At 74.4% G+C, this 16,547-nt stretch carries 13 protein-coding genes; 8 read left to right on the top strand and 5 right to left on the bottom strand.

Going from position 1 to position 16,547, the window contains the following annotated elements; all coding sequences use genetic code 11:
* The first annotated feature begins 82 nt into the window (after positions 1 to 82).
* The 5 genes from DZA62_RS14105 to DZA62_RS14085 all read left to right on the top strand — a co-directional run bounded on the left by DZA62_RS14105 (position 83) and on the right by DZA62_RS14085 (position 5,307).
* On the top strand, positions 83 to 979 hold the full coding sequence (locus DZA62_RS14105) for an SIS domain-containing protein (RefSeq protein ID WP_116949552.1): 897 nt from the start codon (positions 83 to 85) through the stop codon (positions 977 to 979).
* Position 980: 1 nt separating this feature from the next.
* Positions 981 to 1,883, top strand: a complete 903-nt coding sequence (locus tag DZA62_RS14100) for an ROK family protein (RefSeq protein WP_198663754.1) — start codon at positions 981 to 983, stop codon at positions 1,881 to 1,883.
* Entirely contained in the window at positions 1,880 to 2,800 is a 921-nt protein-coding gene (locus DZA62_RS14095; RefSeq protein ID WP_116949551.1) for a 1-phosphofructokinase family hexose kinase, read from the top strand. The genes DZA62_RS14100 and DZA62_RS14095 overlap by 4 nt, the downstream gene beginning before the upstream one ends.
* The gene (locus tag DZA62_RS14090; protein ID WP_116949550.1) at positions 2,797 to 3,663 is read left to right on the top strand and encodes a class II fructose-bisphosphate aldolase; all 867 of its coding nucleotides are present in this window, start codon (positions 2,797 to 2,799) and stop codon (positions 3,661 to 3,663) included. The genes DZA62_RS14095 and DZA62_RS14090 overlap by 4 nt, the downstream gene beginning before the upstream one ends.
* A gap of 183 nt (positions 3,664 to 3,846) precedes the next feature.
* Complete coding sequence (locus tag DZA62_RS14085) at positions 3,847 to 5,307, top strand: Gfo/Idh/MocA family protein (RefSeq protein ID WP_198663753.1); 1,461 nt, start codon at positions 3,847 to 3,849, stop codon at positions 5,305 to 5,307.
* Positions 5,308 to 5,394: 87 nt separating this feature from the next.
* Here DZA62_RS14085 and DZA62_RS14080 read toward each other — a convergent pair whose 3' ends face one another.
* Genes DZA62_RS14080 through DZA62_RS14075 form a run of 3 tightly spaced genes read right to left on the bottom strand, consistent with a single transcriptional unit; the run spans position 5,395 to position 8,606 of the window.
* Positions 5,395 to 7,782 (bottom strand): helicase-associated domain-containing protein, encoded by a 2,388-nt coding sequence (locus tag DZA62_RS14080; RefSeq protein ID WP_116949548.1) that lies wholly within the window; start codon positions 7,780 to 7,782, stop codon positions 5,395 to 5,397.
* Positions 7,783 to 7,820: 38 nt separating this feature from the next.
* Positions 7,821 to 7,961: a hypothetical protein gene (locus DZA62_RS35730; RefSeq protein WP_157987676.1), complete on the bottom strand. Its 141-nt coding sequence runs from the start codon at positions 7,959 to 7,961 to the stop codon at positions 7,821 to 7,823.
* Positions 7,962 to 8,018: 57 nt separating this feature from the next.
* The gene (locus tag DZA62_RS14075; RefSeq protein WP_116949547.1) at positions 8,019 to 8,606 is read right to left on the bottom strand and encodes a TetR/AcrR family transcriptional regulator; all 588 of its coding nucleotides are present in this window, start codon (positions 8,604 to 8,606) and stop codon (positions 8,019 to 8,021) included.
* Positions 8,607 to 8,663: 57 nt separating this feature from the next.
* Here DZA62_RS14075 and DZA62_RS14070 point away from each other — a divergent pair, with 57 nt between their 5' ends.
* Both DZA62_RS14070 and DZA62_RS14065 read left to right on the top strand, forming a co-directional pair.
* Positions 8,664 to 9,884 carry an NAD(P)/FAD-dependent oxidoreductase gene (locus DZA62_RS14070; protein ID WP_198663751.1) on the top strand — a complete coding sequence of 407 codons (1,221 nt, stop codon included), beginning with the start codon at positions 8,664 to 8,666 and terminating at the stop codon, positions 9,882 to 9,884.
* A 63-nt stretch (positions 9,885 to 9,947) separates the two neighbouring features.
* Positions 9,948 to 11,231 (top strand): MFS transporter, encoded by a 1,284-nt coding sequence (locus DZA62_RS14065; RefSeq protein WP_116949545.1) that lies wholly within the window; start codon positions 9,948 to 9,950, stop codon positions 11,229 to 11,231.
* Between the two features lie 5 nt (positions 11,232 to 11,236).
* Here DZA62_RS14065 and DZA62_RS14060 read toward each other — a convergent pair whose 3' ends face one another.
* Both DZA62_RS14060 and DZA62_RS14055 read right to left on the bottom strand, forming a co-directional pair.
* On the bottom strand, positions 11,237 to 12,517 hold the full coding sequence (locus DZA62_RS14060) for a S8 family peptidase (RefSeq protein ID WP_116949544.1): 1,281 nt from the start codon (positions 12,515 to 12,517) through the stop codon (positions 11,237 to 11,239).
* Between the two features lie 94 nt (positions 12,518 to 12,611).
* Positions 12,612 to 13,835, bottom strand: a complete 1,224-nt coding sequence (locus DZA62_RS14055) for a S8/S53 family peptidase (RefSeq protein ID WP_116949543.1) — start codon at positions 13,833 to 13,835, stop codon at positions 12,612 to 12,614.
* A gap of 89 nt (positions 13,836 to 13,924) precedes the next feature.
* On the opposite strand from DZA62_RS14055, the gene DZA62_RS14050 reads away from it, so the two are divergent.
* Complete coding sequence (locus tag DZA62_RS14050) at positions 13,925 to 16,510, top strand: CHAT domain-containing protein (protein WP_116949542.1); 2,586 nt, start codon at positions 13,925 to 13,927, stop codon at positions 16,508 to 16,510.
* Positions 16,511 to 16,547: the final 37 nt, after the last annotated feature.

The following is a 16,547-nucleotide window of genomic DNA, read 5'->3' as shown; positions in this document are numbered from 1 at the left end:
CGATTGAGTCTGAGCGATTACCGCGCGATTCGATCGATATGATGCATGCGGTCCGGGTCGGCCGTATAGAGGGGACACATCGATGACCGAACACGTCAGGGCGGAGATCGCCAGTCAGCCGGCCTGCTGGGTCCGCGCCGCCGGCCTGCTCGACGACGCGCGCCGGGTGCTCCCGGCGCCGGGTGAGCGGGTCGCCGTCGTGGGCTGCGGCACGTCGTGGTTCGTGGCCATGGCCTACGCGGCGCTGCGCGAGCGGGCCGGCCTCGGCGAGACCGACGCGTTCGCCGCGTCCGAGGCGCCCGTCGGCCGCGGCTACGACACCGTCGTCGCCATCAGCCGGTCGGGCACCACCACCGAGGTGCTCGATCTGCTGGGGGCGGTCGCGGCCGCCGGTGCCGGCGCGCCGCGCACCGTCGTGCTCACCGCCGCCGCCGGCTCCCCGGCCGCCGACACCGCGGACGACGCCGTCGTCCTCGGCTTCGCCGACGAGCAGGCCGTCGTGCAGACGCGGTCGGCCACCAGCGTGCTGGCGCTGCTGCGCGCGCACGTCGGGCACGACCTCGGCCCAGTGGTCGCCGACGCCGAGAAGGCGCTGGCGGAACCGCTCGACGAGCTCACCGGCGCCGACCAGGCGACGTTCGTCGGACGTGGCTGGACGATCGGGCTCGCCCACGAGGCGGCGTTGAAGCTGCGCGAGTCGGCGCAGTTCTGGGCCGAGGCCTACCCCGCCATGGACTACCGGCACGGCCCCATCTCCATCGCCCAACCGGGGCGGCTGGTGTGGTCGTTCGGGCCCGCGCCGGCCGGGCTCGCCGGCGAGGTCGAGGCGACCGGTGCCAGGTTCGTGGCCAGCGAGCTGGACCCGATGGCCCAGCTCGTGATGGCGCAGCGGCTGGCGGTCGCGCTGGCCGAGGCGCGCGGTCTGGACGCCGACCGGCCGCGGCACCTCACCCGCTCGGTCGTCCTCCCGGGTGCCTGACGTGACCGCCGGTGGGCAGGTGGTGGCCGTCGATGTGGGCGGCACGTCGATCAAGGCGGGCCTGCTCGGCGCCGACGGCCGGCTGGGACCGGTCGATCGCACGGCCACACCGCCGGCCGGGTCCGACGGCGCGCCAGTACTGGACGCCGTCGAGGCGATCGTCCGGCGGCTGAGCCAGGGAGCGCGGCCGGCCGCCGTCGGCGTCGTGGTGCCGGGCATCGTCGACGACGCCGCCGGGGTCGCGGTGCACGCCGAGAACCTCGGCTGGAGCGACGTCCCGCTGCGCGATCTGCTGATGAAGCGGCTGGGCTGTCCCGTCGCGGTGGGGCACGACGTGCGGGCAGGCGGGCTGGCCGAGCACCGGGCCGGCGCCTGCCGGGGTGCGCGCAACGCGGCGTTCCTGCCGGTGGGGACGGGCATCGCCGCGGCGCTGATCCTCGACGGCCGGGTGTTCGCCGCCGAGGGCTACGCGGGCGAGATCGGCCACGTCGACGTCGGGCACGACCTGCCGTGCGCGTGCGGCGGCCGCGGCTGTCTCGAGGCGATCGCCTCGGCCGCGTCCGTCGCTCGCCGGTATGCCCTGGTGACCGGCACCGCGGTCGCGGGCAGTCGCGACGTCGCCGAGCTGGTCCGCCGCGGCGACCCCGCCGCCGTCGCCGTCTGGGACGACGCGCTCGACGCGCTCGCCTACGGGTTGTCGTTGCTCACGGGCGTGGTGGCGCCGACGGTCGTGGCCATCGGCGGCGGGCTGGGCGAGTCGGCCGATCTCGTGCTGCGCCCGCTGGCCGGACGGCTGGCCGCACGCCTGACGTTCCAGCGGCCGCCGCGCCTCGTCGCCGCCGAGCTGGGCGACCGCGCCGGCTGTGTCGGCGCCGGCCTGCTGGCCCGGGAGCTGATCACGTGACCAGGGTCGTCTGCGTCACGCCCAATCCGGCCGTCGACATCACCTACCGCGTGCCGGTCGTCGCGGCCGGCGCCGGCCACCGGGTGGCCGACGTGCTGGAACGACCCGGCGGCAAGGGCGTCAACGTGGCCCGGGTGCTGCAGGCGCTCGGTGTCCCGGCGGTGGTCGTCGCTCCGCTGGGCGGGCCGGGGGGCCGCTGGCTGGCGGACGCGCTGACCGACGGCGGCCTCGCGGTGCGTCCGGTCCCGGTCGCCCCCGCGACCCGCCGCACCGTCACCGTCGTCGACGACTCCGGTGCGGCCACCGCGTTCAACGAGCCCGGCCGCCCGCTCGCGGACGCCGAGTGGTCCGCCGTCGTGGCGGCCGTCGCCGAGGAGCTGGCCGGTGCCGGCGCGCTGGTGGTCTCCGGCAGCCTGCCCCCGGGAGCGCCGGACGACCTGCTGCCGCGGCTGATCGCGGCGGCCCACGCCGCCGGTGTCCCCGCGGTCGCCGACACCTCCGGGCCGGCTCTGCTGTCCGCCGCCGGGGCCGGCCCGGCACTGCTCAAACCGAACGCCGAGGAACTCGCCGACGCCGTCCCCGGCACGCCGAGCGACGCCGCCCGGCGGCTGCTCGGCCTCGGCGCCGGGCGCGTGGTCGTCTCCCAGGGCGCCGACGGACTGCTCGGCCTGACCCGCGACGGCGAGCTCTGGCGGGTCGCCGCCGTCCCCGGCGTCGGCGGCAACCCGACCGGCGCCGGCGACGCCAGCGTCGCCGGCCTGGTCCGGGGCCTGATCACCGGCGCGCCCTGGCCGGACGTCCTCGCCGACGCCGCCGCGCTCGGCGCGGCCGCCGTCCTCAGCGCGGCCGCCGGCGAGGTCGACCTCGCCGCCTACGCACGGTTCCTGCCCACCCTGCATGCGGAGCGAGTCGAATGACGCTGACCTCGATGACCACCCTGCTCGCCGACGCCGCGGCCCGGTCGGGCGGTGTCGGCGCCTTCAACGTCATCCTGCTCGAGCACGCCGAAGGGCTGGTCGCCGGCGCGGAGAAGGCCGGTGCCCCCGTCGTCCTGCAGCTCAGCCAGAACTGCGTGCGCTACCACGGCGCCCTGGCCCCGATCGCCACCGCGGCGCTGGCGGTCGCCCGCGCCGCGACCGTCCCCGTCGTCGTGCACCTGGACCACGCCGAGGACCCCGTGCTCGTGTACGAGGCGGTGCGGCTGGGCCTCGGCAGCGTCATGTTCGACGCGTCGAAGCTGCCGTACGACGAGAACGTCGCCGCCACGCGCGCCGTCGTCCAGCACTGCCACGCCCGCGGCGTCGCCGTCGAGGCCGAGCTGGGGGAGGTGGGCGGCAAGGACGGTGTGCACGCGCCCGGCGTCCGCACCGACCCCGCGGAGGCGGCCGCCTTCGCCGCCGCGACCGGCGTCGACGCGCTCGCCGTCGCCGTCGGCACGTCGCACGCCATGCGCACCCGCGACGCCGTCGTCGACCACGAGCTCATCGCCGAGCTGCGCGCCGCGGTCCCGGTCCCGCTGGTGCTGCACGGGTCGTCCGGGGTGCCGGACGACGAGCTGACCACCGCGGTCGAGGCGGGGATGACGAAGGTGAACATCGCGACGCACCTCAACGCGGTGTTCACGGGCGCCGTGCGCGACCGGCTGGCCGACGATCCCGAGCTGGTCGATCCGCGCCGCTACGTCGCCGCCGGACGCGACGCGCTGGCCGCCGAAGCGGCCCGGCTGCTGACGGTGCTGAATGCCACGGCCGGGCCGGGTCCCGGGAGCGGACCGGCCTGATCGCCCGCGGCGACCTCGCCGTCACGGCCGGCAACGGCCGTGACAGCGCGCGTCCGCCTGAGCCGGCGCGGCTCGACGGGTTCCGAATCGAGGTGGTTCAGCCCCTTGCGGGGTGATGTGCACTGCTCAATAATGCTCGTTACTCGATTGAAAAGTGCAGGTTCGATCAGAGGAGTGATTCGCGTGGTCCTTCCGCACAGGTATCGACCCTCTCGTCGCGACATCATCAGGACCGGTGCCGCTCTGGGCGCGGCGGCCGGGATCGGCGGTGCCGCCGCCGGGACGGCCGCGGCCACCAGCGAGGCCGACGACACCCGCCGTGAACCGCCGCGCGTCAAGGGACGCGAGCGGTCCATGGCCGAGGTGCCGTTCGAGGGCTTCGAGCAGGTCCGTGTGGGCCTCATCGGGGTCGGCGAGCGGGGCGGCGGCCAGGACGTCCGCTGGGGCGCCGTCTCGACCATCACCGCCGTCTGCGACATCCGGCCCGAGCGGGTCAGCCGCACCATCGGGCGCATCATGGCCCAGGGCTTCCAGGACGTCGAGCCGGTCGGCTACTCCAACGGCGAGGAGGACTTCCTCAACCTCGTCCGTCGCGACGACATCGACCTCGTCTACATCGCGACGCCGTGGGAGTGGCACTACCCGCAGGCCAAGGCCGCCATGGAGCACGGCAAGCACGTCGCCGTCGAGCTGCCGATCTCGCCGCACCTGGACGAGATCTGGGACCTCGTGCGCACGTCGGAACGCACCGGCAAGCACTGCATGCTGCTCGAGAACGTCAACTACTTCCGGCCCGAGCTGCGGATGTTCAACATGGCCAAGGCCGGCCTGTTCGGCGAGCTGCAGCACGCGTCCGGCGGGTACGTGCACGACCTGCGCTGGCCGTACTTCTTCGGCGGCGCCTACCACCCGGAGTACTGGCGGCGGCGCTGGCAGACCCGGATGAACGCGCTGCACTACCCCATGCACGGCCTCGGCCCGGTCTCCGCCGCCATGGGCATCAACCGCGGCGACCGCTTCGCCGAGCTGGTCGCCGTCTCGTCGCCACCGATGAACCTCGCCCTGTTCCGCGAGAACGACCCGAGGGTCGGTCCCGACCACTCCTCGTGGGAGGACGACGAGTACGTCTCCGGTGACCGTCACACGGCGCTCATCAAGACCGCGAACGGCCTGATGATCCGCGTCGAGCACGACGTCAACTCGCCGCACCCGTACAGCCGCGAGACCACTCTCACCGGCAGCGGCGGCGTCGTCGAGCTGGACAACTCCCGCATCTACCTGGAGTCGCTCGGGCACAACAACCACGCCTGGCGCACCGGCGGCGCCTTCACCTCGATCATGGCGGAGCACGACCACTGGCTCTGGCCGGCCCTGGAGGACCTCGCCGGCCAGTACGGCGGCCACGGCGGCGGCGACTTCATCGCGATCTTCCGTCTGGTGCAGCTGATGCGCCTCGGCATGACCCCCGACATCGACGTCTACGACTCGGCCGCCTGGTGTTCGGTCATCCCGCTCAGCCACGAGTCGATGAAGGGCGGGCGCATCAAGTCGGTCAAGGTCCCCGACTTCACCCGCGGCTACTGGGAGGACCCACGGCCCACGTTCGACCGCGAGCGGCCCGAGGACCCCTGGCTGGACGGCTGACGCCGTCCCTCGGCCGGCGGCGGGGTGAGCGGGATGCCGGTCCCGCCCACCCCGCCGCTATCGACGTGACGGCCGGCGCCGGCCGCGTCAGGCGGCGTCGACGGGAGCGACGCCGCTGATGCGGTGGACCGCGAACGAGCGGACCTCGCCGCTGCGGTGGTCGAACGCCGACAGCCAGCCGCCCTCGATGCGGGCGGGGTCGATCAGGCGCTCGGTGGTGGCGCCGTGCTGGTCGACATAACCGATCCAGACCGTCGTGCCGGTCTCGAGCGCCTCGCGCAGGTCGGCCAGCGTGGTGGCGGCGGTCGTGCGGCCGAGCCGCCCGCGCATGCCGTCGGCCGGCCGTTCGGCCCGGGACCGGTCGCCGGCCCGCAGCGCCCGGACGGCGGCGCCCAGCAGCGTCTCCTCGGGCGCGCTGATATCGGCCAGTCCGGGCCGCGACGCGAACCGGGTCGAGGCCCGGCGCGGCTCCGTACGCCCGATGACGATGGAGCCGTCGGCGGCCTCCGGCACTGGGTTGAAGCCGAGCTGCCGCAACCGCTCGACCAGCGTGTTCGCCGGGATCGACGACGCGAGGACGGTGGGTGCGAGCCGGCGCAGCCCCAGGCTGGACGAGCGCGGGTCGGCCACGATGGCGGCCAGCACGGCCTCGTCGTCGCAGCGCACGAACGCCGACGCGGCGCCGACCCGCAGCTGTCCGTGCGTCCGGGCGACGTCGTCGACCAGGTACGTCAGCGGCTGCGGCACCGGGGTGCGCGAGATGGTCGCCAGGAACGCGTGCACGTCGGCGGCGGTGCGGCCGGCGTCGAGCGCCCGGCGCAGCGAACCGGCGGCGAACCGGTGCACCGACGCCCCGCCGCGGCTCTCGACGTCGGACAGCAGGCTCAGCTCGCGCTCGAGGTCGGCGCGCAGCGGACCCGGCGCGATGGCGGTCAGGTCGGCCTGCAGGAGCACGTGGTCCAGCGGTTGCGGCAGGCTGGCCCGCACGGCGTCGGCCGCCGCCGTCACGACCCGGTCGGCGCTGCGGCCCTCGAGGAACGGCCGGGTGAACGACGCGAGTGCGCCCATGCCGGTGAGCCCGAGCTGCTCGGCCTCGCGCAGCGTCCAGCGGACGAGGTCGTCGCGGAACCGGCCGGCCCGGCGCGGACGCCGCCACTGCAGCGCCGCCAGCACGCCGACGAGGTCGGGCGCCCAACCGGCCGGCAGCCTGGCCAGCTCCTCGAGGGCGAGGCGGCGGACCTCCGGCGCCGCCGGGCGTTCGAGGTCGCGGCCGAGCGGCGGGATCGGGCGGTCCTTCTCGTCGCGTGTCCCAGCCAGCCCGGCGACCCGGCTGGTGGTGAGCCACGCCTGCACGAGGACGGCCCAGCGGCGGGACGGCTCCTCGCGCCGCCAGGCGTCGAACTCCGGTGTCGGCAACCACACCTCGTCGAGTTCGTCGCCCACGGCCACCAGTCCGGCGGCGTAGGCGACCTCGGCGATCAGCGCCGCGCCGGCCTCGTCGGTGTCGAGCAGCTCCGGCAGCCGGCGCAGGTCGCGGACCCCGAGCCCGCCGGTGCGCAGGACCGGCGGCGGCTCGGCCGCCCATGTGTCGAGCAGCAACTCGACCTTGCGGGTGAGGTCGAACGCTCCGGCGCCGGCGGTGCGGTCGACGGTGTCGGGCGTGCGCTCGGTGACCGACGGGGTCGGCGGCGCCAACTGGAGGTCGGTGTGCACGCGGCCGCCGCGCAGGTGCAGCGCGACCTCGCGCGGCAGCACCACCGTCGTGGAGTCGACCGGCACCAGCAGCCCGACCGCCAGCAGCAGGTCGATCGGTGTCCGTGCGGACTCACGATGCACCTCGCGCAGCGCGTCGTCGATGCGGCCGGTCGGCGGGCCCGGAGTCAGTGCCGCCAGCGCCGAGCGGGCGTCGTCGGTGAGCTCGCCCAGCAGCGCCGTCAGCGCGGCCGGGTCGGTGAGCACTCCCGCGACGGCGTCGACGTTGCCGGCGTGGTCGCCGGCCGGGGTGAGCCCGAGGCCCTCCAGGATCGGCACCAGCCGCGACGGGGACTGTGCGAGCAGCGCCTGGCGAGCGGGCGGCCCGAGACCGGCCGGATGCGGCCCGATGATCTCGTGCACGATGCGCGGCAGCCGCAGGTCGTCGTCGGGCCCCCAGATCAGCGCCTGCGTCCGCAGCGTCGCCAGCGCCCCGTCGACGACGGCGGCCTTGGCGCCGAGGGCACCCCGCAGATCGGCTCGGCTCACGGGTGCCGGTAAGATCATCAGCGCGTCGACGATCTGGAGCGTGAACCGGTCGACCCGGTCCAGCGCGCGCACGGCCGACGCACGGGTCGTCGCCCGCGAGGCCAGCTGCGAGACGTCGGCCGGAACCGGGACCAGCAGGTCGGGCCGGGCGCGCAACAGCGCCGCCAGCTCATCGTCGGCGCGGGCGCGCAGGTCGTCGGCAAGACTGCGCGGAGCCGAGTCGTTCCCGGTCATCCGCTCTACGGTACGGCGTGCATCTGGCCAGCTGCGAATCAGAGCCTGCGCAGGCGCTCCAGGAGCTCCGCACTCCGCTCGGCGGCTTCGACCCGGGCTTCGATGTCGGCCGCCTTCAGCTCCGCGGTGATGTCGGGATCTACGGGAACCTCGAGGGGCTTGCGTCGTTCGACAGTCACATGCGTGACATTACCGGCCGCGCGGTGGCGGCCCCAACCCCCATCCCACGGTTCGGGTCAGCGCGCCGTCAGCGCCCGGAGCACGTCGTCCAGATAGGCCCGCCGCTCGTCCGCCGCCGCCGGCAGGACGTCCGGCGTGGAGTGCGCGAGCTCGGCGTGACCGAGGTAGGCGCTGTAGGCGAGCAGGGCGCGGCGGCGGGCGTCGTCGGCCGTGAAGCCCAGGCCCTCGAAGAGCGCGACGATGAGGTCGATCCGCGTGCGGGTGACTCGGTCGAGCGCGGCGGCGACCTGCGGGTGCCCGGCCGACGCCAGCAGCGCCGGTCCGACGGGATCGCGCTCGGCGATGCCGACGACGCGGGTGATCAGCCGGCGCAGGCGGTCCGCCGGGCCGCGCTCGTCCATGGCGGTGATCTCGCCGACGACGTCGGTGGTCGTGCGCTCCTCCCAGCGGGCCAGCGCGGCGTCCAGCAGCGCGTCGCGGTTCGCGAAGTGCCAGTAGAAGCTGCCCTTCGTGGTGTGCAGCCGCGTCGCCAGCGGTTCGACGGCGACGGCGGCCAGCCCGCCCGCGGCGATGGCCGTCAGGGCGGCGTCGGCCCAGTCGTCAGGGGTCAGCCGGCGGCGGGCCTTCTGGTCGGGCACCTCCATACGGTACCGTACGGAACCACCATACGGTGGCGTATGGTCGCGGCTGGGGAGGCGACGATGGCGTACGACGTGATCGTGGTCGGGGCACGTGTGGCCGGCGCGGCGACGGCGATGCTGCTGGCCCGCGCCGGGCTCCGTGTGCTCGCCGTCGACCGGGTGGCGTTCCCCCGCGACACGGTGTCGTCACACCAGGTGCAGGTCCCGGCCGTCGCCCGGCTGGCGCGCTGGGGCGTGCTGGACCGGTTGATCGCCGCGGGCACGCCGCCGGCCCGCGACGTCCGGTTCGACTCCGGGCGGGTGGTGCTGGCCGGCCGCTATCCGCCGGTCGGCGGCGCCGACGCGCTGTACAGCCCTCGGCGCACTCTGCTCGACGCGGCGCTGCTCGACGCGGCCCGATCGGCCGGGGCCGAGGTCCGGGAGCGGTTCCGGGTCGAAGAACTGGTCTGGCGGGACGGCGTGGTCGCCGGGGTGCGTGGACGGTGTGGCCGCGGTGCCGGTGTCGTGGCCGAGTCGGCGCGGCTGGTGATCGGCGCGGACGGCAAGCACTCGTTCGTCGCCGCCGCGGTCGGCGCGCGAGTGCGGCGGAGCGCGCCCGTCCGGACCTTCGCCGGCTACGGGTACTGGTCCGGCGTGCCGCTCGCGACGGGGGAGCTGTACCACCGCGCCGGGCGGGTGGCGGCGGCGTTCCCGACCGGCGACGGACTGACGGTGGTGTACCTGGCGTCCCCACTGGCGGAGCTCGGTGCGGCACGTCACGATCTCCTGGCCCACCATCTGGCCGGGCTGGACCACTGCGGCGACCTCGGTGCCCGGGTCCGCGCCGGCGTGCTGGCCGAGCGGCTGCGCACGACGCCGGACCTGCCCAACGTCGTGCGGGCGGGCTGGGGGCCGGGCTGGGCGCTGGCCGGCGACGCGGGCGCCGTCATGGACCCGGTGACCGCTCAGGGCATCGCGCACGCCCTCGCCGACGCCGAGTCGCTGGCCGCCGCCGTCGTGGCCGGGCTCGGTGGCGCGCGGCCGCTGGACCCGGCGCTGGCCGCGTGGGAGCGGCAGCGCGATCACCGGCTCCGCCCGATGTTCGATCTCACCCTGCGCCTCGCCGAGCTGCGCCAGCGCCGCATCGACCACGCGCTCTTCGCGGCCCTCGCCCAGCAGCCCGCGGAGGTCGGCCGGTTCCTCGGCGCCCTGGCCGGGATCGTCCCCGCGGACCGCTACTTCACGCCGCGCGTGGTGCTGCCGCTCATCGGCGCGGCCGCGCTGCGCCGGCTGCGCGCGTGACGTCCGGAACGATGCGGTGCGATGCGTTGTGTCCGATCTTCGGGTCGGCCAAGATGCATTGCCATGACTCAGCTCGACCCCCGGCAGGCACGGACGCGGTACCTCATCCTGCTCGCCCTGCGGTGGCTGCCGTCCGGCATGCTGCTGCCGGTTCTGACGCTGCTGCCGCTGGAGCGCGGGCTCACGCTCTCCGAGCTCGGGCTCGCCGCCGCCGCGCAGGGTCTGGTGGTGTTCCTGCTCGAGCTGCCCACCGGCGGCATCTCGGACGCCCTCGGGCGCCGGCCGGTGATGGTCGCCGCCGGCCTGATCAGCCTCGGCGGGCTGGCCCTCATCTACACCGCCGACTCCTTCGTCGTGTTCGCGCTGGCCTTCGCCGTGCAGGGCGTCTACCGAGCGCTGGACAGCGGGCCGCTCGAGGCCTGGTACGTCGACACCGTCCAGGCGACCGAGCCTGACGCGAACCTCTCCGAAGGGCTCTCGCGGGGCGGCACCGTCGCCGGGATCGCGATCGGCGGCGGCGCGCTGCTCGCCGGCGGCCTGGTCGCGATCGGGCCGATCGGCTCCGTCGAGTCGCTGGCGTTGCCCGTCCTCGTCGCCGCGGTGTTCCGGCTCGTGTCCGTGCTCGCGACGATGCGGCTGCTGGTCGAGCCCGGCCGCTCGACGAGCTGGCGGGCGTCGCTCACCGCCGCCCGCGAGGTGCCGGGCGTCATCACCGGGAGCCTGCGGCTGCTGCGGGGGTCGCGGATCCTCCAGGCGCTGGTGTGTATCGAGCTGTGCTGGGGCCTCGGCGCCATCGCCTACGAGTCGCTGACGCCGATCCGGATGGCCGAGGTGCTCGACGACGCCGACCGCGCCGGCGCGATCATGGGCCCGGTTGCTGCCGCGGCCTGGTTGGCGTCAGCGGGTGGCGCGGCCCTCGCGCCGATCATCTCGCGGTGGATCGGCGTGGCGGCGACGGCGGCCACGACCCGGCTGGCGCAAGCCGTCTTCATCGCGACCATGACACTGTTCGCTGGTCCGGCCGGGCTGATCGTGGCCTTCCTGGCCTGCTACCTGGCTGACGGCGCGTCGAGCCCCATGCACATGACGCTGCTGCACAAGGAGGTGACCGGCGCCCATCGGACCACGATCGTGTCGCTGAGCTCGATGGTGTTCCAGCCGGCCTCGGCGATCGGCATGCTCCTGCTGACGAACGTCGCGGAGTCGGCGTCGGTGGCGACCGCGATGGTGGTGGGCGCGGTCGTCGTGGCGCTGGCGGTGCCGCTGTACCTGCCCGCGTACCGGGCGGAGCGGCGGGCCGAGCCGGCCGGCGATGTGGAAGGGCCGCCGGCCGGCTCGGTCGCGTAGTCGCCTCAGTCGCTCAGCAGCCGCGGCCCGACCCCGGCCAGTTCGGCGTCAGCCGCGTCGGCCAGGACGCGGTCGCGCGCCGTCGGCGCGTCGACGCCGTCCTCGATCATTCGACGCGCGATCAGGCCCGCGACCGCCGGCGTGGCGAACGACGTGCCGGACCAGACGGCGTGCCCGCCGCTGAACTCTGCCGTCACACCGCCGTGGTACTCGTAGGTGCCGTTGGGGAACGGAACGGTGACGTTGTCGCCCGGCGCGTAGACGTCGACCCACTCGCCGTGGTTGGACCAGCCGGCCCGGGCCGAGCCGTCCTCGGTCAGGCCACCGACGCTGGTCACCCAGTCGAAGGCCGCCGGCCAGAACTTCTCGTCCGAGCCGTTGTTGCCGGCCGCCGCCACGACGACGGTGTCCGGGTGCGCCGCCAGTACCTCGTCGCGGAACGCCGCGAACGCCACCGACGCGACGTGCTCACGCGTGTACATGCCGGCCTGCAGGCTGACGACGTCGGCGCCGGACTCGACCGCCGCGGTGAGCGCGTCGACCACCGTCACCTCGTCGACGGCGCCTCCGACCAGACAGCTGTCCACGTGGACCGACGTCGACTCGGCGCCGGAGACGGCGAGCAGGCAGGCCGCCGCCGCGGTGCCGTGCCCGCCGTACGGCTCGATGCGGTCGCTGCCGTCGGCGTACACCTGCGCGTCGGCCCGTGAGTCGCCGGTGACGGCGCTGAACCGCTGGTATCCCGCCTCGTCGGCGAGGGCGTGGACGAAACCGGTGTCGACGACGGCGACGCTCGATCGCCGGGTGCCGAAGGGCTCGGGCAGGTCCCGCACCGGCCCGTCGGACGGCACCGGCTCAGTGGCAGGGCACATTGCCATGTGCACCTGGGAGTCGAGCACGTGGTTCGGGGTGACAAGGTCGTCGCGGCCGAGCGTGCTCGCCAAGGCGTCGGCAAGATCCGCGGCGTCGCGGTCGCCGACGTCGAGGACGCGGAGGTCCGCCGGGCCGTGGGCGACCTCCGGACCCGGCTGGCCGATCGCATCGAACGCGGCCAGGGCCGTGGCGAGGTCCCCGGCGCGGCAGACGAGCTGGCCCTGTCGGTACAGGTATTCGACCCCGACACCCGTCCGATGCCAGCGCACGCCCATCTCGAAGCCGTCCGGCCGCCGGGCGATGTTGCGGTGCAGCCGCTGGATCTCTTCCATCAGCCGGTGGTTCTGGTCGAACATCGCATCGGCCGACGCGGCGTCGGCCGAGATCGTGGTCGGAGAGGGACGATGCGCCATGGTGACTCCTGAGCGTCAGGTGGCGGAGATAGATTCTGGCAAGGTACCCCCGCCACCATGACCGTTCAAGACCTCATGACGCCTTATGTCGGACTCAGACGATGAGTCGCGGTCCGGTGTGCGGCAGCGCCCCGATCGCCGCCTCCTGCAGCACGATGTGCCGTGCGACGGGCGCGGACACCTCTCGCTCGATCATGCGGCGGGCGATCAGGCCGGCCACCACCGGAGCCGCGAACGACGTGCCGGACCACAGGGCGTGTCCGTTGCTGAACCGGGCCGAGGTCTGGTCGACGTAGTCGTAGCGGCCGTTCGGGTAGGGGATGACGGTGCTCTCGCCAGGTGTGTAGGCGTCGACCCAGTAGCCGAAGTTGCTCCACGGCGCCCGGTAGTCGCCGCCACGGGTCAGTGCGCCGACCGCCGTCACCCAGCTGTAGGCCGCCGGCCAGAACGGCATGTCGGTGCCGTGGTTGCCGGCCGACGCCACGACCACCGTGTCCGGGTGTTTGCTCAGGACCCGGCGGTAGAACATGTCGAAGGCCTTGGGCGTGTTGCCCGGCCGAGCGTAGAGGCCGGCCTGCACGCTCACGACGTCCACCCCGGCCTTGACGACCTTCTCCAGATCCTCCACGATCGCCAGCTCGTCGACGGCGCCGCCGAGCAGACAGTCCCTCACCTCGACCTCGACGGAATCGGCGCCCGACACCGCGAGGAGCCGTGCGGTCGTCGCCGTGCCGTGCCCGCCGTACGGCCGGATCTCATCGGTGCCCTGCACGTAGACGTCGTCATCGATCTCGTACTTCTTCACCGCCGAGAACCGGCTGAAGCCGGAGTCGATCCCAGCCTCCGGGAAGTACCCGGTGTCGACGACGGCGACCTTCGGGCGACCCGGGCCGACAGGCTCCCCGATGACGGGGATGGGCGCGTGGAACGGCACCGGCTCGGTCGCTGGGCACATGGCCGAGTGGACCTGGGCGTCCAGGACGTGATTGGGCGCGACGATGCGCTCATCGCCGAGCACCTCCGCCAGCTTCGCGACGATGTCCGCGGCGTCGGCATCCGGAACGTGCAGGACCGCCAACCCGACCGGCCCTTCGGTGATCTCCGGCCGGCCCAGCCGCAGCCGGTCGAACGCCTCGAGGACGGTGTCGAGGTCGCGCTCGTCGCAGATCAGCTGGCCCTGGCGGTACAGATACTCGATCGCCGTCTCGTCCCGGTTCCAGCGAGCGGCGAGCTCGAACCCCCGATCTTTCGTGCGTCGCGCGCTGTTGTCGCGCAGCCTTTCGAACTCCTGATGGAGCCGTTCGCGGTCTTGTTGCATGGCATTCCCCCAAGCATGATCCGGACAAACGCCTACATGTCTAGCATCAGAGGGTGACCTCGGGAAGTACGTCGGCGACACTTGCCACGATGCATCTGCCGGCGCTGGCCATGTCGCGGCCCGAAGAGGCACGTGTGCTGTCCGAAGCGGTACTGAAGCGCAACGCGCCGCCGCTGGATCGCACGTACGCGTTCCAAGCGATCGGGATCGTCGAGCGTGAGCAAGGCAATCTGGCCCGGGCCATCGCCGCGCTGCGCAAAGGCATCACGCTCAGCCGGCGCAACGATCTTCCGGCGCGGGAAGCCGACTTGCAGGCGAGCCTCGGCACCGCCTTGAGCTTCACTGGGCGTCGTGCACGTGCATTGGGCGCGTTCGAGCGCGCCCTCGAGCTCAGCGACGGTTCGGACCGGGCGCGCGTGTTCGTCCGGCGAAGTGCGGCCTATCTGCATTTCCAGGAATTCCCCGCGGCCTATGCCGACGGATCGGCGGCCGCCGAGATTCTGGCTCGCGTCGGTGACCCGACCTGGGAATCCCGGGCGAGGACCAATGTCGCCTGGGCGCTGATCGGCGCGGGACGCTTCGCCGAGGCAGAAGGTCAGCTCTTGGCTGCGCAGGAACTCGCGGTCGCCGATCGGCAGGACTACCTGGCCGCGATCATCGTGCAGAACCGGGGAGATCTGGCCCATCGGATGGGGGACCTGCCACAGGCACTGCGCCTGCTCTACGACGCCCGCGGCCGTTACGACGAGTTGGGTGTCTTCCCGCCCGAGGTGGTCCGCGACCTCGCACTCGTCCAGTTGGCGGCCGGGCTCACCGAGGACGCCGCCACGACGGCGGACGAGTTGGTGGCGGTGCTGGACGGGGCGCGGGACTCGGCGCTGCGACGGTCCGACGGGTTCATCGCGGCCGCCATCGTGCACCTGGCCGCGGGCAACGCCGGCAGGGCCGCCGATCTGGCGCGACGGGCGGCGAGGTCGAGTCGCCGGCAGGGGCACGACGACGCGGAGCGGCATGCGCGGGTGGTGCTGTTGCGGGCGCAGGCCGAGGCGGGCGCCGTCACGAAGCGGCACGCCCGGGCGGCCGCCGAGCTGGCGGCGGAGCTGACCGACCGCTTCGCGTCCGAGCGTCTCGACGCGTTGGTGCTGGCGGGCCGGCTGGCGCTGGCCACGGGACTGCCGGAGCTGGCCGGGGAGGCGCTGCGGACGGCGGCGGCCGGTCGCCGGGGGCGAGGGTCGGCGCTGCGCCGGTCCACCGGCTGGTACGCGCAGGCGCTGCTGGCCGAGTCCGCCGGCGACCGCCGGGCGATGCTGCGCGCCTGTGGCCGCGGACTCGACGTCCTCGACACCCACGCGCTGTCGCTCGGCGCGACGGAGCTGCGGGCGCGCGCGACCGTGCACGGCGGCGACCTCGCGGCGCTCGCCACGCGACGGGTCGCCGTCGACGGGTCGGCGCGGGAGTTGCTGCGCTGGACGGAGCGCTGGCGCGGCACCCTGCACTCCCTGCCCTGGCCGGCGGCCCACCACGACGCGGAGCTCGCCGCCGAGCTCGGCCGGCTGCGCGCCGTCGGCAGCCTCATCGGCAGCCACGCCGACGAGGCCGAGCGGCGGCGCATCGAGGAGCGCATCCGCCGCCACGTCCACGGCCGCGACGCGGCCGCCGCCCACCAGCGCACCCAGACCACGGGCCGCCGTCGCCTGGACGTCGGTGAGCTGCTCGACACCCTCGGCGACCGGACGCTGGTGAGCATCATCGGGCTGCGTGGCGGCCGGTTCCACGCGGTCGTCGCGCGCGAGGGGCGGCTGAAGCACGTGGTCGCCGGTGACTCCGGCGCCGCGCTGGACGAGGTCGAGTACGCCAAGTTCGCGCTGCGCGGCGCCGCGGTGGCGGCCGACGCCGTGGCGGGGGTGCTGCTCGCCGCCGCCGAGCCCGGCCTGGCGCGGCTGCAGGAGACGATGCTCGGTCCGGCGGTCCGCGAGCTGGGCGACGGGCCGGTCGTGCTGGTCCCGCCGTCGACGATGCAGGCGGTGCCGTGGGGCGCGCTGCCCGCGCTGCGCGACAGCGACGTGACGGTGGCGCCGTCGGCGACCGCCTGGCTGCGCGCCCGCACGAGCACGCCGCCGGCCGACCGCGGGGTCGCCCTGATCGCCGGCGCCGACCTCGCGTCGTCGGGTGCGGAGGTCGGCGTGCTGGCCGGTGTATACCCCGACGCGACCGTGCTGACCGGCGACGACGCCACCGCCGACGCCGCGCTGGCCGCGTTGGACGGGTCCTGGCTCGCGCACGTCGGCGCGCACGGCCGGTACCGCGGCGACAACCCGATGTTCTCGTCGCTGGAGCTGGCCGACGGCCCGCTGACCGTGTTCGACATCGAGCGGCTGCAGTCGCCGCCGTACCGCCTGCTGCTGACGGCGTGCGAGTCCGGCGTCGGCTCGCCCACCGGCGCCGACGAGCTGCTCGGCCTGACGACGTCGCTCTCGGCGCTGGGCACCGCCGGGCTGCTGGCCACCGTCGTCCCGGTGAGCGACGCCGCGAGTGTCGATCTCAGCCTCGTCGTGCACGAACGGCTGCGCACCGGCGACGATCTGGGCGCGGCGCTGCTGGCGGCCCGCCGGGCCGCGGCCGGTGCGCGGGACCGGGCGACGGCGTGGTCGTTCCTGGCGCTCGGCGGGGCGTGAAGCTGCGTGAGTCGCGTCACACGGTAACGGTCGAATG

Origin of the sequence: Jiangella endophytica, from assembly GCF_003427025.1 — a bacterium.
GTDB classification, from domain to species: domain Bacteria; phylum Actinomycetota; class Actinomycetes; order Jiangellales; family Jiangellaceae; genus Jiangella; species Jiangella endophytica.
The sequence above is the reverse complement of the archived record's forward strand: the minus strand, read 5'-3'. Positions and strand labels throughout refer to the sequence as shown.